Origin of the sequence: Pectobacterium peruviense, from assembly GCF_002847345.1 — a bacterium.
Classification (GTDB): Bacteria; Pseudomonadota; Gammaproteobacteria; order Enterobacterales; family Enterobacteriaceae; genus Pectobacterium; species Pectobacterium peruviense.
Genome location: NZ_LXFV01000011.1, coordinates 207,902 through 233,830 on the forward strand (window position 1 = coordinate 207,902; position 25,929 = coordinate 233,830).

Below are 25,929 nucleotides of genomic sequence, written 5' to 3' on the forward strand. Positions count from 1 at the left end.
AGGAATCGTGAATTATGCGGGTGACGGCATACCGTCACGCCGTCAGGGTTACCTATCCACCAGATTGACGGTAATACGCTGATTTTCGTCCATCATGGAGGCTTTCGCACGGATCTTGGCTTCTAACTGATCGATCATCTGTTCGTTATCGAAGCGCTCTCTCTGCCGCACGCCGTCTTCATAGAAGCCGCTCTTATTGTGCCCACCCGTTACACCAATGGTAGACACCAGCGCTTCACCGGGGCCATTCACCACGCAACCGATAATCGAGACATCCATCGGCGTGATGAGATCTTCCAGCCGTTGTTCTAGGGCGTTCACCGTACCGATCACGTCAAATTCCTGACGAGAGCAAGTCGGACAAGCAATGAAGTTGATTCCACGTGCACGAATACGCAGTGACTTCAGAATATCGAAGCCGACTTTCACTTCTTCAACCGGATCGGCCGCTAATGAGATACGCAGCGTATCGCCAATACCTTCAGACAGCAGTAAACCGAGGCCGATAGCCGATTTCACCGCACCGCTGCGCGCCCCACCGGCTTCGGTGATACCAAGGTGCAGAGGCTGATCAATACGTGATGCCAGCAGACGATAGGATTGCACCGCAAGGAAAACATCCGAGGCTTTAACGCTGACTTTAAACTGATCGAAGTTCAGGCGATCAAGGATATCAACATGGCGCATCGCCGATTCCAGCAATGCTTCCGGCGTTGGTTCACCATATTTTTCCTGTATATCTTTTTCCAGCGAACCGCCGTTCACACCAATGCGGATCGGGATATTGTTGTAACGTGCACAGTCGACAACCGAGCGAATACGCTCTTCGTTACCAATATTGCCGGGATTGATACGCAGACAGTCGACGCCATATTCCGCGACTTTCAGCGCGATGCGGTAGTCAAAATGAATGTCAGCAACTAACGGGACATTCACCTGCTGTTTGATAAGCTTAAAGGCTTCCGCCGCGTCCATAGTCGGCACAGAAACGCGGACGATATCGACGCCAACACGTTCCAGCGCTTTGATTTGATTGACGGTTGCTTCAACGTCGGTGGTTCGGGTGTTGGTCATGGATTGCACCGCAATCGGCGCACCATCACCAACAGGCACCTTGCCGACGTAAATCCGTGTTGATTTTCGACGGGTTATGGGTGCAGCGTTATGCATTACTTCATCTCCAACATTGCAGTCTTACCTGAACAACACGTTATTCTGCAGTCAACGTCAGGCGTGCAACCTGACTGCTGCGCACGAATCGGGTTAAATCGACTGGCTTACCTTGAAATTGAATCTGTACCGCAGCAGGTGCACCAATTTTTAGCTTATAGGGTGACTGACCATCCAGATTCAGCGTGCCGCCATTACGCTGCATGCCGCTAAACAGTTTCTTACCGCTGGCATCCGTGACTTCCAACCAGCAATCGGCAGTAAAAGTCATCACCAATGCATGCGCTGCCGAGACTGGATTGCTATCCGCTACCGTAGCAGTCGGTGCAACTGCCCCAGCGCCTAACAATGCGTTACCCACAGCCTGCAGCTGTGTGGCGTTCGCCTGTGAAGGTGATTGGCTGGACAGTGCAGCAGAGGATGCGATTGTAGAAGAAGGAGACGTTGTCGCCGCGATAGTAGCGGACAGATCGACTGGCGTTGAAGGCGGTGTCGCTACGGAACCCGGTGCCGCCGTTTCCTGCGGAGCACTGTTATCCATCAGCGGAACTGACTGCCCTTCCGTTTGCGCCTGCATCGAACTAGCGTGATCGACCATGCTATTGATCTCAGCCTGTTGAGCCTGATGGTTTTGCCACCACCACGCGCCTGTCAGTCCAAGAACAACCAGCACGACCAGCCAGGTGATTGTCATCAACCAGCCATCACGCTTTTTGCGGCTTTTTTTCAGCGAAAAACTCTGCATCGGCGAAACCGAGATCGTTTTAGGCGCAGCTTGTTTATCCACTACGGGAAGCAGGTCACCTTCAGGCAAATGAACCAGCTTGGCATAAGAACGGATATAGCCGCGCAGAAAGGTCGGCGCTAAATCAGCAGGAGTCGTACCGTCTTCAATATCACGGACGGTGGTGATTTTAAGGCACAAACGCTCGGCAATAGTTTGCTGAGTCAGACCAAGGCGTTCACGCGCCTCACGCAGACGTTCGCCGGGTAGTTTTGCTTCTGTTGTATCTTGGGTGGTTTCAGTATTCATTAGCTAAGAAATGCTGGTACTGTTTAGATTGTGGAAAACTTCGCGCCAGCACGTTGCCATAACGTTCTTTATCGCCATCATGGCCCGCTAACGCGGCGAAACGAATCTGTAACCATAAACTTTCGGCACTGGCCGGAAGACTATGCTGATAAACATCAAGCAGCAACCGCGTTTGCTCATTTTTCCCGGCAGAAAACTGTTTGTTTGCTTCTGCCAGCAAAGCACTGCCTTTCGTCGGGTCATATTTCAGCGCCCGACTTAATAAATTGCGCGCGTCTTCAGTCTGTCCAGCATTGAAAAAGCAGTATCCCGCATTTTCCAACGCATCAGCAACCTGACTGTAATCAGGAAGTTGTGCAGCCGCACTAAACTGTCGCTGAGCCGCTACATACTGCCCTAAACTACACAGAAACGCACCGTAATTATTCATGACGCTGCCATTTTCCGGTGCCCTATTCAACACATGCTGATAACGCTGTTCAGCCAAACGGTTTTCACCTATCCGCTGCTCGTAAAGCGCCATCCCCAATTGTGTTCGATAATCCTGCGGGGCAATCGCCACCGCCTTCTCAAGATTCTGCCGAGCCGAATCCAGATTATTGTGCGCCAGATACGCCAACCCCAGCTGTAAGCGGGTTTGGGCGACAGCTGGATTTGTCGTCTGCTGAGGCGAATGTACACACCCCGCCAGCAGCAACATCGCAAACAGGCTACTCAGCCAATACATTCCCTGCGTTAACGCTATTCCGTGTAATAAAGACAGTCCCTGCACTAGAGGCTTTGCCATCCCTGTTCTCCCTCATTTGTCATCCTTGCCAAAGAGGTTACCTGAATATGCGCAGAGTGCGCCGTCCTACCTGACAACAACGCGGCACGCTTCGCAGTTTGTCCGTATTTGCCCTGCAACTTGCGTTGGTGAAACGACATCGGCGACAAGACGTCGGGTTAGCGCTGCCGCGTTAACCCACGCCATTCGTTATCAGACCGCTTTCACCGTGATAGGTTCACCCGCCATTTTCTTCTTCAGCGTACGCTTGGTTCTGTCCACGACTTCACCCGCCAACTGACCGCAGGCAGCATCAATGTCATCCCCACGGGTTTTACGTACAATCGTCGTGAAACCATATTCCATCAGCACTTTGGAGAAACGGTCAACGCGGCTATTTGAGCTACGGCCATACGGCGCGCCAGGGAACGGGTTCCACGGAATCAGGTTGATCTTGCACGGCGTATCTTTCAGGCATTCAGCCAGTTGATGCGCATGTTCAGTGCCATCATTGATATGATCCAGCATCACATACTCAACGGTCACGCGGCCCTGATTGGCATTGGATTTTTCCAGATAGCGGCGCACCGCACTCAGGAACATCTCGATGTTATATTTTTTGTTGATCGGCATGATTTCGTTGCGGATGTCGTCAGTCGGCGCATGCAGTGAAATCGCCAATGCAACATCAATCATATCGCCCAGTTTATCCAATGCAGGCACGACGCCTGACGTGGACAGCGTCACGCGACGCTTGGACAAACCAAAGCCGAAATCATCCAGCATGATTTCCATCGCTGGCACCACATTAGTCAGGTTCAGCAGCGGTTCGCCCATGCCCATCATTACCACGTTGGTGATCGGGCGCTGACCGGTAACTTTAAAAGCACCGATGATCTTCGCTGCACGCCACACCTGACCAATGATTTCCGATACGCGCAGGTTGCGGTTAAAGCCCTGCTGCGCCGTTGAACAGAATTTGCACTCCAGCGCACAGCCGACCTGAGACGATACGCACAGCGTGGCGCGATCTTCTTCTGGAATATAAACCGTTTCAACCCGTTGGCCGCCCACCAGAATCGCCCACTTAATAGTGCCGTCGGAAGAGCGCTGTTCGTCTACCACTTCAGGTGCGCGAATTTCAGCGATCGCCTGCAATTTGGAACGAAAGACTTTATTGATATCCGTCATCTGGTTGAAGTCATCACAGCAGTAGTGATACATCCACTTCATGACCTGATCGGCGCGGAATGGTTTCTCTCCCATCGACATGAAGAGGTCACGCATTTGCTGACGATTAAGATCCAGCAGGTTAATTTTTTCCGCACTGGCTTTGACGGATTGAGGGGCATCAGCAGACGCCGGAGAGAATTCAGACACGGTTTGCTCGGATACAGTAGTTGTTGTAGATGGAGTCGTTTCAGACACGATGATTTCAGACGCGATTTGCTTAGACATTGTAAATCCTGGCCTCGTTGTTACACGTTATGGCGCTAAAAAAGAAGGTGGAGTTCGATGGTGATAACCAAAGAAACGCCCCGGGCAAGTGCAGGCTCATCCGGGGCGCAGCATTGTACAAAGTTTAAAACAGGTAAGCTACCATCACCGCTTTTTTTCTGTGTCATCGCTTCAGTGTCGCACACTGACTCGGTAAAAAGGGCAACATCACAGGTGCTCATCTGTTATTACGCATAAAAACCAATCATGCGTAACAGGGCACACACGCAGAATTACGCGCGCGGGCAGATTTCGTCGTCGCTGAAGAAATAAGCGATTTCACGTTGAGCAGATTCAATAGAATCTGAACCGTGCACCGCGTTCGCCGTGAAGCTGTCCGCGTAGTCAGCACGCAGCGTTCCCGCCAGCGCGTTGGCTGGGTTCGTAGCACCCATGATGTCACGGTTACGTTGAACGGCGTTTTCACCTTCCAGCGCCTGCACCATGATCGGGCCAGACATCATGAATTCGACCAGACCATCAAAGAACGGCTTACCTTTATGCTCAGCGTAGAAGCCTTCCGCTTGCTCGCGGTTCAAGCGCAGCATTTTAGCCGCAACGATGGTAAAACCGGCGCTTTCAAAGCGTGCATAAATCGCACCGATGGCATTCTTGGCAACCGCATTAGGTTTTACGATGGAGAAGGTACGTTCTATCGTCATATTGACCTCATTAACTAAACTGTCAGATTGCAGCCGGATTATAAGAATTGTATACCCGGCCGGTGAAAGTGGCGCAAATTATAGGGGTACTGACCTTTGTTGCCTACCAAGTAGATAACATTTTATTAAAAAATATTACCTCTCATTTTCTCTTCATTAACGATTACGCATCGCGTTTTTTCGTTCCCCACCGCTCCTGTACGGAATGTAACAAATCATCAGCGATCACAGTTCTGAAGGTTACTTGTAACGTTATAGGTTATTTGTTTTTAAAACAATAAGATAACTGGAATCTCGTTGTCATTCACTGCTAGCCTGCTGCTGTACCCACCATAATGGCCAGTAAGAGGGCTGATAATGAAAAGAGCGGTCAACGCATTACAAAATTTCGGCAAGTCCCTTTATGGGCCAGTGCTGATACTCCCGATTGTCGGGTTATTCATCGCATTTGGGAACGTGTTCGGTAACGGCAATTTAGCAGGCTATGTCCCTTTACTTAATCACCCCTTAATTCAAGATTTTGGTCAACTGGTTTCCAAATCTGCCGTGGCGATTCTGGCTAATTTGGCGCTGGTGTTCGCCGTCGGGATTCCTATCGGGCTGGCGAAGCGTGATAAGGGCTATGCCGCATTGATCGGCCTGGTGATGTTCATCATCTTCATTAATGCCATGAATATCACACTGCAATTACAGGGCAAACTCGTGCCAGCCGCCGAGATGCGCCCCGCTGGGCAGGGAATGGTGCTGGGCGTTCAGGTGCTGGAAATGGGCGTTTTCGCCGGTATTCTGATCGGTGGATTCGCAGGCTATCTGTATAACCGCTACTCCAGTAAACAGTTTAACGGTGTCATGGCGATCTATTCCGGCCACTGCTTCGTCGCTATTCTGGTGATTCCGTTAGCGATTGCACTGGGCTTTGTAATGAGCACCGTTTGGCCTTTTGCTCAGCACGGCATTACTTGGCTGGCCTTCGCCATCAAAGGTGCGGGTCCTGTTGGCATCGCGATTTATGGCTTTCTGGAACGCATTCTGATCCCCACCGGGCTGCATCATCTGGTCTATACCCCGTTCTTGTACACCGAACTGGGCGGCACCGCCGAGGTGTGCGGCAAGCTGTATCAGGGCGCACGCAACATCTACTTTGCTGAAATGGCCTGTCAGGACGTCAAACAGCTGAGTTCAACCGTGGTCTGGGATGCACGCGGCATCAGTAAAATGTTTGGTCTGACTGCCGCGGCGCTGGCAATGTACGTCACGGCGAAGCCAGAAAAACGACTGGCAGCGAAAGCCATTCTGATTCCGGCGGCTTTTACCTCTTTCTTACTGGGCGTCACCGAACCGCTGGAGTTCTCCTTCCTGTTCGTCGCGCCGATGCTGTTTGCCGTTCACGCGGTGCTCACCGGCATAGGCATGATGCTGTTCTCCATCATGGGCGTGCATGCGATTGGTGCCAATGGCGTCATCGACTTCCTGCTCTATAACCTGCCGCTGGGCATCGAGAAATCCAACTGGCCGATGTATATCGCGGTCGGGCTGATCATGTCGGTGATTTACTTCTTCGTCTTCCGCTTCCTGATTCTGTATTTCGACATGCCAACACCAGGGCGTGAAACCGATGAGGAAGAAACGAAGCTTTACTCCAAAACCGAATATCAGTCCAAGACCGAGAATCAGGCGAAAACGCAAGACGCAGTGAAAGGTGATGCTCAGCTTGTCGGAGCCACCATCATCGCGGGGCTGGGCGGCAAACCCAATATTGAGGTGGTGGATAACTGCTACACCCGCCTGCGGGTCACGCTCATCGACCCAGCTTTGGTAGACGAACAACAGCTTAAGAACACCGGTGCGAAAGCCGTTATCCGACAGGGTAACAACGTACAGGTGGTTTACGGACTTCACGTCAAAACTATACGCGAAGCAGTTGAAAACGCGCTTTAACAGGAGACTGACCATGACGAAACCCCCATTCATTCTGACGATTGCCGGTGGCGGCAGCACCTATACCCCAGGCATCGTAAAAAGTCTGATGGTACATCTTGCGGATTTCCCGCTGGCAGAGATTCGTTTGTATGACATCGACGGCCAGCGGCAGGACATCATCGCGCCAGTGGTAGAAAAGGTGATTCGCGACCACAGTGACAGCATCGTCTTTACTGTCACGACCGACGCAGAAACCGCGTTTACCGGTGCTCACTTTGTCTTTGCACAGATGCGCGTCGGCCAGTACAAAATGCGCGAACAGGACGAGAAAATTCCACTACGCCACGGCGTCGTCGGGCAGGAAACCTGTGGCCCCGGCGGTCTGGCTTACGGCCTGCGCACAATTCTGCCGATGGCTGAATTGATCGATCTGGTTGAACGCTATGCGCACAAAGAAGCATGGATCGTCAATTACTCGAACCCTGCCGCGATTGTTGCCGAAGGCGTTCGTCGTCTGCGACCTAACGCCCGCGTGCTGAATATTTGCGACATGCCAGTTGCCGCGATGCGTAACATCGCAGCCGTGCTGGGCGTCGATCGCCACGACATCACGGTGGATTATTTCGGGCTGAATCACTTTGGCTGGTTTACCCGCGTGCTGGTCGACGGCGTCGATCGTATGCCGGAACTGCGCGAACATATCGCCCGCTACGGTCTGTTGACCGCCGATGCCGCCGACACCGATCCGCAACACGCCGATCCGTCGTGGGTGAAAACCTGGCGCAATATCAAACCGATCATGGATCATTTCCCAGAATTCGTGCCGAATCCGTATTTGCAGTACTACCTGATGCCGAACCAGATCGTTGAACATCAGGATCCAGATTACACTCGTGCCAACGAAGTGATGGACGGACGTGAGAAGAAACTGTTTGCGGCCGCCGCCAGCTACAAGGAAACCGGTATTCTGCCGGATGCGTTCCACGTTGGCGTACACGGTTCGTTCATCGTTGATGTCGCCTGCTCGCTGGCGTTCGATCTCCGCCAGCGTCATCTGGTCATCGTCGAGAATAAAGGTGCCATCGCCAATCTGCCTTACGACGCAATGGTGGAAGTCCCGGCTTATATCACCGCCCAAGGGCCGGAACCCGTGCGCATGGGGAATGTCCCGCAGTTCCATCGTGCCTTGCTGGAGCAGCAGTTGGCGTCTGAGCAATTACTGGTCGAAGCTACGTTGGAAGGCAGCTACGAGAAGGCGTTGCAGGCATTTACCCTGAACCGTACCGTGCCGACCATGCAGCACGCCAAAGCGATTCTGGACGACATGATTGAGGCCAATCAGGATTACTGGCCGCAATTAAAACAAGCATATAGAGACGGTATTGCCCAATAATCTGCGACTTGTCGGATTAAGGAAAATCGCTGACAATGAATCTATCATTGCACATCAATGGTAGATTCGGGGTCGAATTCGTCGACCCCAACGTGGAGGATCTATGTCAGCATCGTCTTCTGATTTGCCCGTTTCTCATGAGCGGTTTGTTTCCGCAGACTGGCTTTCCAGCCACCTGAACGACAGCAGCACCACGCTCATTGACGCCCGAATGTTGCCACCGGGTAACGATACCCGTGATATTCATGCCGAATACCGCGCCGCTCATCTGCCTGGCGCGGTTTTTTTTGATATTGAAACCCTGTCCGATCACAGCATCGATCTGCCGCATATGATGCCGACTCGCGAAGACTTCGCACGCGCGATGAGTGAGCTAGGTATCGATAACCAACAGCATTTGGTGATTTACGATGAAGGCAACCTCTTCTCCGCCCCCCGCGCATGGTGGATGCTGCACACCTTCGGCGCGACATCCATTTCAATTCTGAGTGGTGGTTTGGCTGGCTGGAAAGCGCAGAATCTGCCGCTGGAACAGGGAGATGTGACGCGTAATCCCGTCACGTTTCACGCTACATTGGATGAAAAAGCCATTCGCTCACGCGACGACGTGCTCTCAATCAGCCGAGATAAATCAGAGCAGATTGTCGACGCCCGCCCCGCCTCGCGCTTTCATGCCGAAGTAGACGAGCCGCGTCCCGGCCTGCACCGTGGTCATATCCCCGGCAGCCTGAATGTGCCGTGGACCGATTTGGTGAACAACGGTGCGCTGAAACCCAATGCCGAACTGGCGACCATTCTGCATAAGCACGGCGTGGATTTCACTCGCCCCATCGTCGCCAGCTGTGGTTCCGGCGTAACGGCATCCGTCGTGGTGTTGGCGCTAACGCAATTAAATGTGCCAAATGTGACGCTGTACGACGGATCCTGGAGCGACTGGGGCAGCCGCGATGATGTCCCAATTGCGCGCGATTAACCCCGCACGGTATTGTGTTGTCAGTCTATTTATTCCTTGTCTATCAGGAATCGCTCAGGAGTAGCAGGTGGATAATCGGCTGGCATCGCTAATGCAGCACGGTCAGGCGCTGACGCGCGCGGAATATCGCGTGCTGGCTTTTATCGCCGAACATTCATCGCTGATCGGCAAAATCACGGTGCGGGAACTGGCGCAGAAAACCTATGTGTCCACGGCGACTATCATGCGCCTGTGCCAGAAAATCGGCTTTAGCGGCTACAGTGAATTCATTTATCACTGCAAAACGCTGCTCACGGACAATCCGCGTCTCGCTCCCTCACCTGTCGTCACGCCCGATGATGCTTTGCTACCAGATGCTTTCCAGCATTTTATCGACAATTATCAGCGCACATTTGCCTACATTAGCCATAAGGATAGAGCAGCCTTCGGCGCTATCCTGCGGCAAGAAAGTCACTTTTTTCTGTACGGCGCCGGGTTTTCCCATTTGTTTGCCGAATATTTGGCGAAGAAGCTTCAGGTGCTGGGGAAAGATGCGTTCTCTTCCGGGTTAGGCGACAGTCGAGGCATTTTTCTCAATAACGCGCCGAAGTATCAGGTGTTTATCGCGATCTCCCGCAGTGGGGAAACCGAGCAGGTGCTGGATAAGGCACGTATCGCCAAAAACATTGGTATGAAGGTGATTGCCTTTACCCGCGCGTCGTTGAACTCATTAGGTGAGTTGGCCGATCTACATTTCCGGCTCTACGATGATGCGGTTCACTATGCGGCGGAAGCGGGCGAGATTAGCTCATTTGAATCGAATCTGGTGATGCTGATCGATTTACTGTTGTTACAGGCAACAGCGGAAAAATCGTAATCCGCCGTTGCCTTCATAAAACGTATACCCACGGTATTACGCGTTGCCGCTTCCCTTAAACTCTCTCAGGAAACTCCCCCACTTGCGCTCGTAGAACGGAGTGGTGTGCTTAATCATGTAATGGCTGATGCCCGACTCGCCTTCCTTCACCAGACACAGATCGACAGGACGCTCGTCCGGTAAAGTATCGCTGGCGACGCTGCCCGCTTCGCGAATGATAGTTTCCTCATCCTGATCGGCATCAATACCAATCAGCAGATGCGGCTGTTCTTCACCTGGTTCCTGAATCTGTGCCAGAAACGCCCGTTTTACATGGCGATGCTTGGTAAACAGCTGTGTCAGGGAATCAATCATCTGTGCTGGCATCTCGGCTGGTTGACTCAGCATGACCTGCATATCGTCTTCAACAACGCGCTGCTGAACAAAGCCGTTACCTTCGCCAGACAGAATATGTTCAATTTCCTGCGGCAAAAACTCTTTGCCATACGGCAGCTTAGGATTGAAGAACAGCGTGACGCCCTGCGTCATTTCAAACAGCGAACGTACTGGCAGCGCCAAAAAAGACGCTTCTTCCGTAATCACGCTCTGTAATGCTTCCAGAGAAGAGAAGAAAGGAATGGCGGATGAACCATCGTCTTTTTCCCAGTGCTGAATGTTCACATTGCTGCCCGCATGCAACACCGTCTCACCGGATTGATCCCCGTCATCAGTCGTGCCCAGCACGAACACCGTGGCTCCCATCAGCTCGCTGAAAAACTCAGGGCGATGAGCTGGCTCCGTGGCGGCCAGAATCAGCACTTCTTCCAGTTTATTACGTGGCGAAAACTCCATACTTCCCTCAACATGATTACGTTAAAAACCAGCGTTTTGAGACCTGGATAAAATGAATGACAACAGCCATAAATTTCAAACGGGTCTCAGCGCGGCTTTAATTCTCAACACATTCTGTAAATAGCGGACAACCCTGAACCGACTACTTGGCGTTGCTCAGCAGGAGATTCGCTAGCGTACGCACGCCGAGTCCCGTTGCGCCCGTCGCCCACTGATCTACGGCACCTTTGCGATACGTTGCCGAACAGTCGATATGCAGCCAGCCCTGCTGGTAATTTTTCACAAAGTGCGACAAGAACGCGGCTGCCGTGCTGGCACCGGCGGTGTGTGCACCACTGGCAATATTGTTCAGATCGGCAAAGCTGGACGGCAGATGGCTGCGGTGGAACTCTTCCAGCGGCAGACGCCAGAACGGCTCATTTTCTTCTTTCGCGCTTTCCTGCAATGCCGCAACCAGCTCATCATCAAAGCTGAACAGTGCGTGATAATCGTTGCCCAGCGCCATTTTCGCTGCACCCGTCAACGTCGCACAGTCAATAATCCACTGCGGATTCTGCTCGGAGGCATCAATCAAACCATCCGCCAGCACCAGACGCCCTTCCGCATCGGTGTTCATCACCTCAACCGTTTTACCATTGCGGTAGCGAATGATATCGCCCAGACGGAATGCATTGCCGCTCACCATGTTATCTGCACAGCACAGATATAGTTTCACACGCTGTTGCAAACCGCGTGACGCCGCCAGCGCCAGTGCGCCCGTCAGAGTGGCCGCACCGCCCATGTCTGACTTCATGGAATCCATTGATCCACTCGGTTTCAGGCTGTAGCCACCGGTATCAAACGTAATACCTTTACCGACCAAACAGGCGAACACAGGCGCATCTGGATTACCCGTCGGGTTATAGTCCAGTGCCAGCAGCACTGGCTGACGTTCAGAACCGCGACCGACCGTATGCAGACCGGCATAATTCTGTTCACGCAGATCTTCACCTTTGGTGATACGGTAGCTGACAACATCACAGGCCACGTCACACAGCAGATCGACCGCACGGGTTGCCAACTGCTCTGGCCCTAAATCTTCGGCAGGCAGATTGATGGTGTCACGCACCCAGTCAACAATCTTCAGACGGTCGTTCAGCTCTTTCTTGTCGGCGTCGTTCAGTTCCGCCCATTCAACCGTTCTTTGCCCTTTCGGACCACGATAGCCCTGCCAGAATGCCCAGCTGTTTGCCAGATCCCAGCCTTCATCCGCTAACGTAACGTGTTTAATCCCCTGCCCATCGATTTTACGGGCGGCACGCTGGATCGTTGCCAGTGCAGCTTTGCCATTCAGTGACGTCGTGCCAACATGAATGGTAAAACCCTGCTCATTCACACTCAGCGTCGCTTTTTCTCCCCAGCGCGCGTCAGCAGGTTGAGTGGAGAGTGAAATCAGCATGGTATTGTTCGTCATAGTGCTTCTCCGATAATGGATATTCCTGCCACTTTTCATGTTTGCAGGTGCTTTTCATATTTGCAGATACATAAACCGTGCATCATGACATGAAAATGTTACGAATTTTGGCACGAAAATAAAATGGTCCACCAGCCTAATACTGGTCACGTAAGTCTCATACCAGGAGAAACGTGGGGATGAGGTTCCCGCAGGGATACCTCGCCCCGTGGTTACTCCATGTATCTCGGTTCTCAAACGCTCGGCATTAACCTGGTAGCCCCGTCATATTACTTAGTCGGCTTCATCTAACCAGACCAACAGGATCGCTTCCAGAATTTTTTCATTGGAGGCATCCGGCCGATCGTCAAATTCATCCAGCTCGCAGATCCACTGGTGCATATCGGTGAAACGCACGGTTTTCGGATCGAGATCGGGAAACTGGTCGTAAAGTGCTTCACCAATAGCCCGGCTGTCTGTCCATTTTAATCCCATAACGGTTCCTCCCTATTCAGATCAATGCTCACGCGCGTGGTTGATCGTATAGCGCGGGATCTCAACAACGAGATCGTCTCCGGCGACACGCGCCTGACAGCCCAGACGACTTTCCGGTTCCAGCCCCCAGGCCTTATCCAGCATATCGTCTTCTTCTTCTGTGCTTTCTGCCAGCGAGTCAAAGCCTTCACGCACGATGCAATGGCAGGTGGTGCAGGCACAGGATTTCTCGCAGGCATGCTCAACGTCAATACCGTTACGCAGGGCGACTTCCAGTATACTTTCACCGCGTTCCGCTTCCAAAACCGCGCCTTCAGGACACAAATCCTGATGCGGTAAAAAGACTATCTTAGGCATGTTACACCTCATCCACAGAATGGCCTGCCAGCGCACGACGGATAGAGGCATCCATACGACGGGCGGCGAATTCCTGGGTTTGTTGATCGACTGTTTTAATCGCGGCTTCAATTGCCACGGGATCGCTTCCCTGCATCATCGTATGCAGGTGTTCGGATGCCGCGACAATGATACCTTTTTCGTCATTACTCAATAACGCTGCGTCGGCCACCAGTGCGCTTTGCAAGCTTTCCAGCACGCGTGCCGCCTCCACTTTTTGCTCTGCCAGACGACGCGCCCCGACATCTTCCTTCGCATTCAACATCGAGTCGGTGATCATCGTGGCAATTTCCGTATCGCTCAAACCGTATGACGGTTTAACCTGAATAGAAGCCTCGACGCCCGTCGATTTTTCCATCGCCGTAACACTCAACAAGCCATCCGCATCGACCTGAAAAGTCACGCGAATGTGAGCCCCTCCCGCAGGCAACGGCGGCAGACCGCGTAGCGAAAAGCGGGCAAGCGAGCGGCAATCCGCGACCATTTCACGCTCGCCTTGCAAGACGTGGATCATCATGCCGCTCTGGCCGTCTTTGAACGTTGTGAATTCTTGCGCACGAGCGACGGGGATCGTGGTATTGCGCGGAATGATTTTTTCCACCAGCCCGCCCATCGTTTCCAACCCGAGCGACAAGGGGATCACATCCAGCAGCAGCATTTCACTGTCCGGCTTGTTGCCTACCAGAATATCCGCCTGAATTGCCGCGCCGAACGCCACGACCTTGTCGGGATCGATAGACGTCAGCGGTGTACGACCAAAAAATGTCCCCACCTGCTCACGCACCAATGGAACACGCGTCGAGCCGCCGACCATCACCACTTCCTGCACGTCTTCTGCCGTCAGTTCCGCGTCTTTCAGCGTACGACGACAGGACAGCAGCGTGCGTTTCACCAACGGGGCAATCAGTACATCAAGCTGTTCGCGGGTAATAGTTCCCTGCCAGCCAGCAACATCCACATCGATCGTATCGGCGCTGCTGAGTGCAATCTTGGCTTTCACCGCCGCATCACGAAACGCATGATCCAACTGGCGATCGTTCCGATCGTGAACACCTGCCTGCTCACGCAGCCACTCCGCCAGCAGATGATCGAAATCATCACCGCCCAGCGCAGAATCACCGCCGGTTGCCAGCACTTCAAAGACGCCACGGCTTAAACGCAGAATGGAAATATCAAAAGTGCCGCCACCCAGATCGTAAATGGCGATCACCCCTTCTTTACCGGAATCCAGACCATAAGCAATCGCCGCAGCGGTTGGCTCGTTGAGCAGACGTAATACGTGCAGCCCAGCCAGACGCGCCGCGTCTTTGGTACCCTGACGCTGTGCATCATCGAAATACGCAGGAACGGTAATCACCACGCCATCAGGCACGCCGCCTAACGCCGCTTCCGCGCGCGCAGCCAGCGCAGACAAAATATCCGCAGACACCTGAACGGGATTCAGGCTACCAGCAGAGGTCTGAATCAGCGGTAGGCCATTATCACTGGCGTGAAAACGGTAGGGTAAATGAGGATAACGCAGTTGAATGTCGGCCAGAGAACGCCCCATCAGGCGTTTGACTGAACTGACGGTGTTTTCAAGATCGTGGGCAGCATTGTCGCGCGCGTGCCAGCCGACGCTGTGACCATCGTGGCGATAGTGGACAACTGACGGCAGCAGATCGCGCCCGTCGCTGTCCATCAGCGTTTGAGCTTCGCCGCTGCGCACGGTGGCAACAAGAGAATGGGTGGTGCCTAAATCAATACCAACAGCCAGACGTCGCTGGTGCGGTGCCGCACTGAGTCCTGGCTCACTAATTTGTAATAAGGCCATATTGAGCTTCCATCAATTGGCTGGCGAAAAACCTGAATGGCAATCACCATCGGCTTTCCCACCGGATTAACGAGTTATCTGTCCAGCAATTGTTCTTCGAGTTCTTCAACCTGTTGCTGGAGCTTGTCTAAAAAGCGTAGCTTGCGCACGGTGTCCACGGCGTCTGCCCACGTCTCATTATTCAGTTCACCACGCATGTGAGAACGACGAGTGGCAATCGTTGCCTGCAACCGCTCAGCGAAGGCCGTCAACGCATCATCAGCATCAGACCGTTGTGAGATCGCCTCCAACTCTTCGCGCAGTTCAAGCTGTTCCATCAGGAATGCGGTGTCACGCATCGTATGCTGCTCGTTGTTCACATCAAAACCGTGCAACGACAGCATGTACTCCGCGCGTTTCAGCGGATGTTTTAACGCCTGATAGGCGTTATTGATCGTCGCCGCCTGCTGTACCGCCAGCATACGCTCGCGCTCTGGGCTGGCAGCATAACGGTCAGGATGGAACTGCCGTTGCAAGTCTTGAAAACGGGATGCAAGCAGGCCACCATCCACATCATAGCGAATAGGCAGCCCGAATAACGTAAAGTAATCCATAGTGGTACTCTGGGAGTTCTGAGTAGCAGCGCGTGTCATGAATCGATCGCACGCTCACTACCCAAGAGGGGTCAGACGTTGAAACTTTCGCCGCAACCACATTCGCCGGAAATGTTAGGATTATTGAACTTAAAGCCTTCGTTCAGCCCTTCTTTAACGAAATCCAATTCGGTTCCGTCAAGATAGACCAGACTTTTTCCGTCCACGATGACTTTGACGCCTTTGTCTTCAAAGACGGTGTCACCGTCGTTCAAATCATCAACAAACTCCAACACATACGCCATACCGGAGCAGCCGGATGTCCGTACGCCAAGACGCAGCCCAAGACCTTTACCTCGGTTTGCGATAAAAGCGCTCACGCGTTGTGCCGCACTTTCGCTCAGAGAAATCGACATACTGTTACCTCGATCGTTCGCCAGCTCGACGGAATCAGGCACCGATAACCACGGTGCCCCGACGAGTTCAGCCGCAGAGATTACTGCGCGTCGCGTTTACTTTTGTAATCCGCAATCGCTGCCTTGATAGCGTCTTCCGCCAGAATGGAGCAGTGAATCTTCACTGGCGGTAGCTCAAGCTCTTCGGCAATCTGCGTGTTCTTAATCGCTTCAGCTTCATTAAGCGATTTGCCTTTTACCCACTCTGTGACCAGCGAGCTGGAGGCAATGGCAGAACCACAACCGTATGTCTTGAAGCGGGCATCTTCGATGATACCCTCGTTGTTGACTTTTATCTGCAACTTCATCACATCGCCGCACGCTGGCGCGCCGACCATGCCGCTGCCAATAGAAGGATCGGCGTTGTCAAATGAACCCACGTTGCGTGGATTTTCATAGTGATCAATTACTTTTTCGCTGTAAGCCATGATAGTCGTCCCCGCTCTGGTGAATTAATGATGCGCCCATTCGATGCTGCTGATATCCACACCCTGCTTGAACATTTCCCACAGCGGAGAAAGATCGCGCAGACGGCCGATAGATTTACGCACCAGCTCGATGGTGTAGTCGATCTCTTCTTCGGTGGTAAAACGCCCCAGCGAGAAACGGATCGAACTATGTGCCAGCTCATCATTCATACCCAACGCACGTAGCACGTAGGAGGGCTCCAGACTGGCCGACGTACAGGCAGAACCGGACGATACCGCCAGATCCTTGAGTGCCATAATCAACGATTCACCTTCAACATAGTTGAAGCTGACGTTCAGGATGTTGGGCACACCTTGTTCGATATCACCATTCAGATAGACTTCTTCAATATCATTAATACCGTTCCACAGACGATCGCGCAGCATACGCAGGCGATCCATTTCTGCAGTCATCTCTTCTTTCGCGATGCGGTAGGCTTCGCCCATACCGACAATCTGGTGCACAGGCAAGGTGCCAGAACGCATACCGCGCTCATGTCCGCCACCGTGCATCTGCGCTTCGAGGCGGATACGGGGTTTACGGCGAACATACAGTGCTCCGATCCCTTTCGGCCCATAGATTTTATGGCCGGAGAAAGACATCAGATCCACTTTTAACTGGCTGAGATCGATAGGCAGTTTGCCTACGCTCTGCGTGGCATCGACATGGAACACGATGCCGCGGCTACGGCACATGTCGCCGATGGCTGCGATATCCTGCACAACGCCGATTTCATTATTGACGTGCATGATGGAAACCAGAATGGTGTCCTCACGCATCGCAGCTTCAAGTTCAGCCAGGTCAATAATGCCGTTGCGCTGCGGTGCCAGATAAGTGACATCGAAGCCTTCACGTTCGAGTTGACGGCAGGTATCCAGCACGGCTTTGTGTTCGGTCTTACTGGTGATGATGTGCTTGCCTTTCTTCTGGTAGAAGTTGGCAGCACCTTTAATGGCGAGGTTATCGGCTTCGGTCGCGCCTGACGTGAAGACGATCTCACGCGGGTCGGCACCAACCAGCTCAGCAATTTGGTTACGGGCGATATCAACCGCCTCTTCCGCCTGCCAGCCAAAACGGTGTGAACGGGAAGCCGGATTACCGAACGTACCGTCCAAAGTCAAACACTGCATCATTTTCTCAGCGACGCGCGGGTCAACCGGCGTGGTAGCTGAATAATCGAGATAGATAGGTAACTTCATTGCTCATAAACTCCGTACATCACTTCAAAACGTACAATGCGTTTTGTTTTATTGACAGGCTGTTTATACCCGCAACCTCTCGGGCCAATGCAAAAAATTTGACGATGTTATAGTCGGAACAATTTATCGTCAGAATACGCCGTGACAGTCGGATTAACGCCAACACCACATTGGGTAATGTGGTCAGGATTATGCGGCTATCAGAAAGGCAAAACGTGACGAGTAATGGTTCCTCGTCACAAAGAGCCTGTCACATTGAAGGTATATCAGGCGCGCAGGTTAACGTTGATCGTTTCCTGGATACGTCCATTTGCGGTGCGACGCGTGTCAGCATCCTGACGATCCGCAACGTTCAGTACTTCCTTATTATTCACCAGCTCATCCAGCGTGATGTTATTCAGGAAGTCAGTAATACGGTCGCTCAGATCGCGCCACAGCGTGTGCGTCAGGCAGCGATCGCCACCCTGGCAGCCTTCGCGGCCCTGGCAACGCGTTGCGTCAACAGACTCATCGACGGCAGAAATAACCATACCAACAGCGATTTCATTCGCGTTTTTACCCAGCAGGTAACCGCCGCCTGGGCCACGAACGCTGGCAACCAGTCCGTTCTTACGCAAGCGCGAAAATAGCTGCTCCAGATAAGACAGTGAAATGCCTTGGCGTTCGGAAATATCCGCCAATGGAACTGGCCCTTCCTGGGAGTGCAGAGCCACATCGAGCATGGCGGTAACGGCGTAACGGCCTTTGGATGTCAGTCTCATGATAGTGGTACCTGTAGGTAAAACATGTATTATGAAAACATGTATTGGCAGAACATACCGCGAGTCTGACATTCCCGAGTATTTTAGTCAACTATTTAACCGAGTAAAACACTCAAGTATTATTCGTCGTGTGTTTTTTGTACCGAGCTGAGTATTCCACGCAGGATGTTAAGTTCCTGAGCTTCAGGTCTGGCGCGGGTAAACAGGCGACGCAGCTTGTTCATCACCTGCCCTTGATGTGCCGGTCGGATAAATCCGGTTTGCAGCAATGTCTGCTCAAGATGCTGATAAAAACGTTCCAGATCGTCGACCAGCGGATACGGCGATTCTTCATGCTCAGGCTGCCCGGTCTGTAACCGATCCAAATGCGCGATACGTACTTCATAAGCGATGATCTGTACCGCCATCGCCAGATTTAGCGAGCTGTATTCTGGATTAGCAGGAATCGCCACGTGGTAGTGACATTTTTGCAGTTCATCATTCGTCAGCCCCACACGTTCACGCCCAAACACCAGCGCTACCGGCGCGTGCTCCGCTTCCTGTGCGCTACGAACACCGCACTCACGCGGCTCCAGCATCGGCCAAGGCAAAGTTCGGGAACGCGCACTGGTGCCAACCACCAGACTACATCCTTCGAGCGCCTGATCGAGCGAATCAACCAAGGTGGCATTGCCGATAACATCGCTGGCGCCTGCGGCCAACGCAATGGCCTGCGAATCAGGCTTAACCAATGGATTGACCAAATAAAGTTTGCTTAACCCCATGGTTTTCATCGCCCTGGCCACTGATCCCATATTGCCAGTGTGCGACGTTTCAACCAGAACAATGCGAATATTGTCTAACATTATGTACTCTGTTGTGCGAAAGGAAGTCATGCGAAAAGGAAACCGCCATACCTTAACACAAACTTATACACTAAATAATTCGAGTTGCAGGAAGGCGGCAAATGAAGGAATCCCGATGAGCTTACTCAAGTAAGTGATTCGGGTGAGTGAGTGCAGCCAACGCACATGCGGCTTGAAGAATGACGTGTATAGATATTTTACTTTCCTGCTGCTATACTCTGCGCCGCTTTCCGTTCTTTAACATTCCAGTGGACCGATACCATGCATCCGATGCTCAACATCGCTATACGCGCTGCGCGTAAAGCCGGTAATTTGATTGCCAAAAACTATGAAACGCCAGACGCCGTCGAAGCTAGCCAGAAAGGCAGCAATGATTTTGTGACCAACGTCGATCGGGATGCAGAACGTCTGATCATTGAAGTCATCCGCAAGTCTTACCCACAGCACACCATCATTGGTGAAGAATGTGGCGAGCTGGCAGGTGAAGATCCGGCAGTACAATGGGTTATCGATCCTCTGGATGGCACCACCAACTTCATCAAACGTTTACCCCACTTCGCTGTTTCTATCGCGGTTCGCATTAAAGGCCGTACCGAAGTTGCCGTTGTTTACGATCCTATGCGCAATGAACTGTTTAGTGCCACCCGCGGTCAGGGCGCACAACTGAACGGCTATCGTCTGCGTAGCAGCACTGCCCGCGATTTGGAAGGCACCGTACTGGCAACAGGCTTCCCCTTCAAATTAAAACAACACAGCAAAAGTTATATCAACGTCGTTAGCGCACTGTTCACCCAGTGTGCGGATTTCCGTCGCACGGGTTCTGCCGCGCTGGATCTGGCCTATGTGGCCGCAGGTCGCGTTGATGGTTTCTTTGAGATCGGTCTGAAGCCGTGGGATTTTGCGGGTGGCGAACTGCTGGTACGTGAAGCTGGCGGGATCGTGACGGACTTCGTTGGCGGCCATAACTATCTGGCATCCGGCAATCTGGTTGCTGGTAACCCGCGTGTGGTGAAAGCTATTCTGGGTACCATCCGCGAAGAACTGAGTGACGCGCTGAAGCGCTAATCTCGGCCCACTCCGGCCCATTCTCATAAAAATGAAATCGGGTCGGAGTTGTTATTTTTCTTTACATATGAATCCTGTATACGCATTGTTTATCATTATACGATAATAATTATCAAACTCATTACACTGATAACTTCATCACATTGATAAATTGTGAATTAGGATCGCCACCATGTTAAGAAAATCAGTAAGATCGTTCCTCCTAACTGCATTACTCTCCGCTCCACTCTTCAGCTACGCGACCCAATACCCTCTCACCGTTACCGATTTCGACGGCAGAAGTGTCACCATTAAACAAGAGCCGCAGCGCATCATTCTTCAAGACGGCCGCGATATTATGACGATGGCATTACTTGACCGCGATAATCCCTTTCAGCGTCTGGTCGCCTGGAACAATTTAGCGAAAAAACAGGACACGGCAACCTGGGACATGCTGAAAGGAAAATGGCCTCAGTCCGTCGGCATTCTGGATATGGGTTTCAGTGACAAAGGCAACGTCGATTTGGAAAGTGTGCTGTCAAAACAGCCCGATCTGATGATTGCCCAGTTACGAGCCAAACCGGCACTAAAGGAAAGCGGTGTGATTGACAAGCTCAGCGCGCTGAATATTCCCGTACTGTTTGTCGATTATGAAGTAAATCCGGCTAAAGATACCGCCCCCAGTGTCGATCTGTTAGGCAAGGTTCTGAACCGCGAAGCCAACGCCAAAGCATATACCGATTTCTACCGTAAGCACCTTGATGCTATTCAGCAGAAAACCGCCACGATAACCCCAAAACCTAGCGTTTTTATTGAGCCGATTGCCGGAAATTCGGATTCCTGCTGCTTCACGCACAGCAGCAGCGGCTGGGGCGGATTGGTGGAAGCCGTCGGCGCGACAAATATTGGTTCGGGTTTGCTGCCAGGTGCATCAGGCTTTGTCTCGCTCGAAAAAATCATCAGCATGAAACCTGACGCCTACATCATGACAGGCTCTAAACGTGGTAACAGTCAGGTACTGCCGTTAGGCTATGGCGCAACTGTCGAAGACGTTCGCACTCAGGCGAATGTGCTGCTAAGTCGCACCGGTATTAGCCAGATCCCAGCGGTTCAAGCTAAGCGCGTCTATGGCGTTTACCACCATTTCTACAACCATCCCTACAACATTGTCGGTATGGAATATCTGGCAAAAGATATTTATCCTCAGGCATTTGCCAGCCTGAATCCTGATGACACGTATCACCATATTATTCAAAATTTTACCTCGCTGCCTGACAGCGACTTTATCTTTGCCTGGAAACAAGGTGAGTAATTTTTCATGAGTACAACCACTGAACCGGGTATCCGCAGTACTACCGCGGATGCCAACACCATTATGGACAACTATCGCGGCATCATCCGACGCCGCGTGGGTGTGATGGCGATACTGCTGTTGATCATCATCGGCTCGTTGTTGCTGGATTTCACGATGGGACCGTCGGGACTCACGCTTGATGTGCTCTGGAACACGCTGACCGACCCGGCCAGCGCAGATGCAGGCACACGCGTGATCGTCTGGGATATTCGTCTGCCTTATGCGTTGATGGCCATTATCGTCGGGCTAGCGCTCGGCCTGGCTGGCGCAGAAATGCAAACGATCCTGAACAACCCGCTGGCCAGCCCGTTTACGCTTGGCGTTTCCTCCGCCGCCGCATTCGGCGCGGCGTTGGCTATCGTCCTAGGAATCGGCATCCCCGGCATTCCGGCTCAGTGGTTTATTTCTGCAAACGCCTTTATCTTTGCTCTGCTGGCAGCGTTGCTGCTTGATGGCATTACGCGCTGGACGCAGGTCGCCACCTCCGGGGTCGTGCTGTTCGGTATCGCGCTGGTGTTCACCTTCAATGCGCTGGTTTCCATGCTCCAGTTCATCGCCAACGAAGACACGCTGCAAGGTCTGGTGTTCTGGACGATGGGCAGTCTGGCTCGCGCCTCGTGGGAAAAGCTGGGCGTCCTGCTGTTGGTGCTGGTCATCGTTATGCCAATTTCACTGATGAGTTCATGGAAACTGACCGCACTGCGGTTGGGTGAAGATCGCGCCGTTAGTTTTGGCATTAACGTACGCCGTTTGCGTCTGGCGACGCTGCTGCGTATCAGTATCTTGTCTGCCATTTCGGTCGCGTTTGTCGGCCCGATCGGCTTTATCGGTCTGGTTGCTCCGCATATCGCACGTATGATTTTCGGTGAAGATCACCGTTTCTATCTGCCTGCCAGTGCATTAACGGGTGCGCTGGTGCTATCGATGGCATCTGTTGCCTCGAAAAACCTCATTCCCGGCGTCATTATCCCGGTCGGCATCGTCACCTCACTGGTTGGTGTGCCCTTCTTCCTGAGTATCATCCTGCGTCACAGAGGGAACGTATGAGCCAGCAAACCGCTTCTGGATTACGACTTTCCCACTTTCGCGCGGGTTATCCTAAACGTCAGGTAATCCGCGATCTGTCCGTACCGCAATTACCACGCGGAAAGATAACGGTGCTACTCGGCCCTAACGGCAGTGGAAAATCAACGCTGTTACGCGCTATGGCGGGTCTGAACGCTTCCGAAGGCGAACTGTGGTTGGATGACACCAACCTGATGACACTCCCGTTCGCTCAGCGGGCGGAAAAAGTCGTTTATCTGCCGCAGTCCTTGCCCGCTGGCGTTCACCTGCACGTGCTGGAATCTATTATCGTCGCACAGCGCGCGTCCGGCGGCATGCATAACGCCGAAAAACAGGATGAAGTCATGACCCTGCTGCGTCAGTTGGGTATCGAGCATCTGGCGTTGAGCTATCTTGATCAGCTCTCTGGCGGACAGAAACAGCTGGTTGGGCTGGCGCAATCGCTGATCCGTCAGCCCTCGTTGCTTTTACTAGATGAGCCGCTCAGTGCGTTGGATCTGAATTATCAATTCCACGTAATGGATTTGGTACGAAAGGAAACGCGTAAGCGCAACATCATCACTGTTGTGGTGGTGCATGACATCAATATTGCTTTGCGTCATGGCGACCACGTACTGATGCTGCAAAACGGTAATTTGATTGCCGATGGCGCACCGGCCGAGGTCATTAGCCCAGAAAGCCTGTCAGCAGTCTATGGCGTACGCGGACGTATTGAGCGTTGTTCGCAGGGCGTACCGCAGGTGATTATCGACGGGTTGGTCAGCGAGCCCACTATCTAGGTAATTGACCGCTCAAATAGCCTCCGGTAAGCGAATGCCCCGGAGGCATAAGATCGCTAGTGTAAACGCTCAGTTCCCATCATATCGCGCATGTTCGTCAGCATGTTCTCAAATAAACGTAATGCCAACCCAACACTGTTTACGTTGTAGTAAAGCGCCGCATCATGATGTTTTAAATAATCCTCAAACTCTGGCTTACCGATCAATTTATAAATAGCCGTAAATCGCAAAATCAGATGACTGCAATTATTGAGATACAGATCAAGCGTGCGGTAATCGCTGTTCATTAATTGAGTCAGTAACGTCGTCATATGCTCGAACTCCGTCAGCAACGACGCATAATTCCCCAGATTTTCCGCACTATGTTCGGTCAACTCCATACCGTCATCTCCCTTGGTCTTCTCTTTTCTCCATCCGTCATCGACTCCTTTGGCACGTGGCTTTATAGATTAAAAACGCTGCCAGCCCGCGTCATCCTGAGCAAGTGCATTTTTTTTCTTCGCGGAGGCGAGACGAGGTGTAGATAGGCCAGACGGCGCAGAAGCAAGGGCTGGAATCAACGTCGATGAAGCGATTTGTCCCACAATGAACTGCCCTACCAATTGGCTCAATGTGCTCGCCTGTTCCTGCAATGACTGCGAGGCAGCAGAAGCCTCTTCGACCAATGAGGCATTTTGCTGAGTCACATCGTCCATCTGGTTAACCGCCAGATGTACCTGGCTGATACCCTGACTTTGTTCTTCCGTCGCCGCAGCGATTTCATTGACTAAATCCGTCACCTGCTGGATCGCGTCTTTCATCGCCGACATGTTTTTCCCTACATCACTAGCTTGTTCAACACCCGCCGACACCAGCGAGTTTGAAGCACCAATCAAGTCCTTGATTTCACGTGCAGCCGTAGACGAACGCTGCGCCAACGTGCGCACTTCACCTGCTACCACCGCAAAACCACGGCCCTGCTCACCCGCACGTGCCGCTTCCACCGCCGCATTGAGGGCGAGGATATTAGTTTGAAACGCTATCCCTTCGATGAGCGCAATGATGTCGGTAATCTTGCCTGAGCTAGTACGAATATGTTCCATCGTACTCAACATCGTACTGACTGAATCGGCACTATTGATAGAAATCCGGCTGGCATTGCCCGCCAATAGACTAGCCTGCTGCGTGTTTTCCGCATTTTGGCGTACCGTTTCACTGATTTCCGTCATACTGGCCGCAGTTTGTTCCAGCGAAGCAGCCTGTTCCTCAGTACGCGCAGACAGATCCTCATTACCTGCCGCAATCTGCGTTGCCGCACTGCTTACCGACTGCGATGAAGCATTCACCGAAGCCAGTGCCGAAGAGACGCGATGCATCAGGCTATTAAAGGCACGGGCAGTATTCCCAATCTCGTCTTTTCTGCGATCGTCGGCTTGAATCGTCAAGTCGAGACTGGTACTGGCCATCGTCATCGCTCGGCTCATGTGATTGAGGCTCTTTCTAATGCCCAATATCGTACTGACAGCAAACAGGCCAGTAAGCAAGAGTGTCAAGAGGCCGCCAGCCAGCAATCCCGTGAACGTCATGTCATAGATGCGTGTATTCTCATCGCGTAACACATCTCCCAGTTTGAGGTTAAGCGAAATTTGTTCTCGATAGCCATCAATCAACTTACGAATATTGGCCCCCACACCATTTTGTCCCTGGATCAAATCGAGGGAAATCAGGTCCTGATAGGCTACAGAGGCTGCCAAAAAAGCAGGTAGCGCCGCACGAATCGCTTTAACACTGTCAAAACCAGCCAGGGTCAAACGTTTATCGTTTTCTTCATTTTCCGAAACGTTATTTTTCAGATAATACTCATTAAGTTCGTTGATTTCATTGAGTGTTTTGGCGATATCCTGTTCGATAGGCGGTAAATAGCTATTATCTGTTGTACTCTGATGTTTATAGAGCAGAAGGGATAGTGCATTCGCTTTATCCACTTGAGCATTGAGATCCCGAATACTGGGAATTGCATTATCCTGAACATATTCAAAACGAGACTGGAACCCTGATAATAATCATAAAGTAACGATAACCAATGAGATAAGTGCTAGCGACATTAACGAAAACGTCAACAGCAGGCGTTGCGTGATATTCATAACCGCTCCATTTTTGAGTTTTTATAC

At 52.2% G+C, this 25,929-nt stretch carries 25 protein-coding genes and 1 pseudogene; 8 read left to right on the plus strand and 18 right to left on the minus strand.

Annotated features, from left to right (window positions below):
* Positions 1-48 precede the first annotated feature (48 nt).
* From ispG to ndk, 5 genes are all read right to left on the minus strand, one after another.
* On the minus strand, positions 49-1,170 hold the full coding sequence (gene ispG / locus A0G03_RS10630) for a flavodoxin-dependent (E)-4-hydroxy-3-methylbut-2-enyl-diphosphate synthase (RefSeq protein WP_048261468.1): 1,122 nt from the start codon (positions 1,168-1,170) through the stop codon (positions 49-51).
* A gap of 40 nt (positions 1,171-1,210) precedes the next feature.
* Positions 1,211-2,203 (minus strand): cytoskeleton protein RodZ, encoded by a 993-nt coding sequence (gene rodZ / locus A0G03_RS10635; protein WP_048261470.1) that lies wholly within the window; start codon positions 2,201-2,203, stop codon positions 1,211-1,213.
* A complete protein-coding gene (pilW, locus tag A0G03_RS10640; protein WP_189315216.1) occupies positions 2,193-2,990 on the minus strand; it encodes a type IV pilus biogenesis/stability protein PilW in 798 nt (265 codons plus the stop codon). Before pilW ends, rodZ begins: the two co-directional genes overlap by 11 nt.
* 192 nt (positions 2,991-3,182) lie before the next feature.
* Positions 3,183-4,427 (minus strand): dual-specificity RNA methyltransferase RlmN, encoded by a 1,245-nt coding sequence (gene rlmN, locus A0G03_RS10645; protein WP_048261471.1) that lies wholly within the window; start codon positions 4,425-4,427, stop codon positions 3,183-3,185.
* Positions 4,428-4,699: 272 nt separating this feature from the next.
* Positions 4,700-5,128 (minus strand): nucleoside-diphosphate kinase, encoded by a 429-nt coding sequence (gene ndk, locus A0G03_RS10650; protein ID WP_048261474.1) that lies wholly within the window; start codon positions 5,126-5,128, stop codon positions 4,700-4,702.
* 357 nt (positions 5,129-5,485) lie between these two features.
* Here ndk and A0G03_RS10655 point away from each other — a divergent pair, with 357 nt between their 5' ends.
* The 4 genes from A0G03_RS10655 (at position 5,486) to A0G03_RS10670 (ending at position 10,270) form a co-directional block, all read left to right on the plus strand.
* Complete coding sequence (locus tag A0G03_RS10655; protein ID WP_048261476.1) at positions 5,486-7,066, plus strand: PTS transporter subunit EIIC; 1,581 nt, start codon at positions 5,486-5,488, stop codon at positions 7,064-7,066.
* Between the two features lie 13 nt (positions 7,067-7,079).
* Positions 7,080-8,441: a 6-phospho-alpha-glucosidase gene (locus A0G03_RS10660; protein WP_048261478.1), complete on the plus strand. Its 1,362-nt coding sequence runs from the start codon at positions 7,080-7,082 to the stop codon at positions 8,439-8,441.
* A 103-nt stretch (positions 8,442-8,544) separates the two neighbouring features.
* Entirely contained in the window at positions 8,545-9,414 is an 870-nt protein-coding gene (gene sseA / locus A0G03_RS10665; RefSeq protein ID WP_048261481.1) for a 3-mercaptopyruvate sulfurtransferase, read from the plus strand.
* 67 nt (positions 9,415-9,481) lie between these two features.
* On the plus strand, positions 9,482-10,270 hold the full coding sequence (locus A0G03_RS10670) for a MurR/RpiR family transcriptional regulator (protein WP_048261483.1): 789 nt from the start codon (positions 9,482-9,484) through the stop codon (positions 10,268-10,270).
* A 36-nt stretch (positions 10,271-10,306) separates the two neighbouring features.
* Here A0G03_RS10670 and sseB read toward each other — a convergent pair whose 3' ends face one another.
* The 11 genes from sseB to trmJ form a co-directional block, all read right to left on the minus strand.
* On the minus strand, positions 10,307-11,101 hold the full coding sequence (gene sseB / locus A0G03_RS10675) for an enhanced serine sensitivity protein SseB (RefSeq protein ID WP_048261485.1): 795 nt from the start codon (positions 11,099-11,101) through the stop codon (positions 10,307-10,309).
* A gap of 142 nt (positions 11,102-11,243) precedes the next feature.
* Entirely contained in the window at positions 11,244-12,554 is a 1,311-nt protein-coding gene (gene pepB / locus A0G03_RS10680) for an aminopeptidase PepB (protein ID WP_048261488.1), read from the minus strand.
* 273 nt (positions 12,555-12,827) lie between these two features.
* A complete protein-coding gene (iscX, locus tag A0G03_RS10685; RefSeq protein WP_005970169.1) occupies positions 12,828-13,028 on the minus strand; it encodes a Fe-S cluster assembly protein IscX in 201 nt (66 codons plus the stop codon).
* Positions 13,029-13,049: 21 nt separating this feature from the next.
* Positions 13,050-13,385, minus strand: a complete 336-nt coding sequence (gene fdx / locus A0G03_RS10690) for an ISC system 2Fe-2S type ferredoxin (protein WP_014698950.1) — start codon at positions 13,383-13,385, stop codon at positions 13,050-13,052.
* Between the two features lies 1 nt (position 13,386).
* Positions 13,387-15,237, minus strand: a complete 1,851-nt coding sequence (gene hscA / locus A0G03_RS10695) for a Fe-S protein assembly chaperone HscA (protein WP_048261490.1) — start codon at positions 15,235-15,237, stop codon at positions 13,387-13,389.
* A 74-nt stretch (positions 15,238-15,311) separates the two neighbouring features.
* Positions 15,312-15,830, minus strand: coding sequence for a co-chaperone HscB (gene hscB / locus A0G03_RS10700; protein WP_048261492.1), 519 nt, complete (start codon positions 15,828-15,830; stop codon positions 15,312-15,314).
* Positions 15,831-15,901: 71 nt separating this feature from the next.
* On the minus strand, positions 15,902-16,225 hold the full coding sequence (gene iscA, locus A0G03_RS10705) for an iron-sulfur cluster assembly protein IscA (protein WP_010307854.1): 324 nt from the start codon (positions 16,223-16,225) through the stop codon (positions 15,902-15,904).
* Positions 16,226-16,305: 80 nt separating this feature from the next.
* Entirely contained in the window at positions 16,306-16,692 is a 387-nt protein-coding gene (iscU, locus tag A0G03_RS10710) for a Fe-S cluster assembly scaffold IscU (protein WP_005970177.1), read from the minus strand.
* Positions 16,693-16,716: 24 nt separating this feature from the next.
* On the minus strand, positions 16,717-17,931 hold the full coding sequence (locus A0G03_RS10715) for an IscS subfamily cysteine desulfurase (protein ID WP_048261494.1): 1,215 nt from the start codon (positions 17,929-17,931) through the stop codon (positions 16,717-16,719).
* 266 nt (positions 17,932-18,197) lie between these two features.
* Positions 18,198-18,692, minus strand: a complete 495-nt coding sequence (iscR, locus tag A0G03_RS10720) for a Fe-S cluster assembly transcriptional regulator IscR (RefSeq protein WP_039306127.1) — start codon at positions 18,690-18,692, stop codon at positions 18,198-18,200.
* 119 nt (positions 18,693-18,811) lie between these two features.
* The gene (gene trmJ, locus A0G03_RS10725; protein WP_048261496.1) at positions 18,812-19,537 is read right to left on the minus strand and encodes a tRNA (cytosine(32)/uridine(32)-2'-O)-methyltransferase TrmJ; all 726 of its coding nucleotides are present in this window, start codon (positions 19,535-19,537) and stop codon (positions 18,812-18,814) included.
* 261 nt (positions 19,538-19,798) lie between these two features.
* Between trmJ and suhB the strand changes: the two genes are divergently transcribed.
* The 4 genes from suhB to A0G03_RS10745 all read left to right on the plus strand — a co-directional run bounded on the left by suhB (position 19,799) and on the right by A0G03_RS10745 (position 23,779).
* Positions 19,799-20,602 carry an inositol-1-monophosphatase gene (suhB, locus tag A0G03_RS10730; protein WP_048261498.1) on the plus strand — a complete coding sequence of 268 codons (804 nt, stop codon included), beginning with the start codon at positions 19,799-19,801 and terminating at the stop codon, positions 20,600-20,602.
* A gap of 172 nt (positions 20,603-20,774) precedes the next feature.
* Positions 20,775-21,893 carry an ABC transporter substrate-binding protein gene (locus A0G03_RS10735; RefSeq protein ID WP_048261500.1) on the plus strand — a complete coding sequence of 373 codons (1,119 nt, stop codon included), beginning with the start codon at positions 20,775-20,777 and terminating at the stop codon, positions 21,891-21,893.
* Positions 21,894-21,899: 6 nt separating this feature from the next.
* Positions 21,900-22,982: a FecCD family ABC transporter permease gene (locus A0G03_RS10740; RefSeq protein ID WP_048261502.1), complete on the plus strand. Its 1,083-nt coding sequence runs from the start codon at positions 21,900-21,902 to the stop codon at positions 22,980-22,982.
* Positions 22,979-23,779: an ABC transporter ATP-binding protein gene (locus A0G03_RS10745; protein ID WP_011094762.1), complete on the plus strand. Its 801-nt coding sequence runs from the start codon at positions 22,979-22,981 to the stop codon at positions 23,777-23,779. The genes A0G03_RS10740 and A0G03_RS10745 overlap by 4 nt, the downstream gene beginning before the upstream one ends.
* Positions 23,780-23,835: 56 nt before the next feature.
* Here A0G03_RS10745 and A0G03_RS10750 read toward each other — a convergent pair whose 3' ends face one another.
* Positions 23,836-24,159: a hypothetical protein gene (locus tag A0G03_RS10750; protein WP_048261504.1), complete on the minus strand. Its 324-nt coding sequence runs from the start codon at positions 24,157-24,159 to the stop codon at positions 23,836-23,838.
* 69 nt (positions 24,160-24,228) lie between these two features.
* A pseudogene (locus tag A0G03_RS10755) lies at positions 24,229-25,902 on the minus strand (methyl-accepting chemotaxis protein).
* Positions 25,903-25,929: the final 27 nt, after the last annotated feature.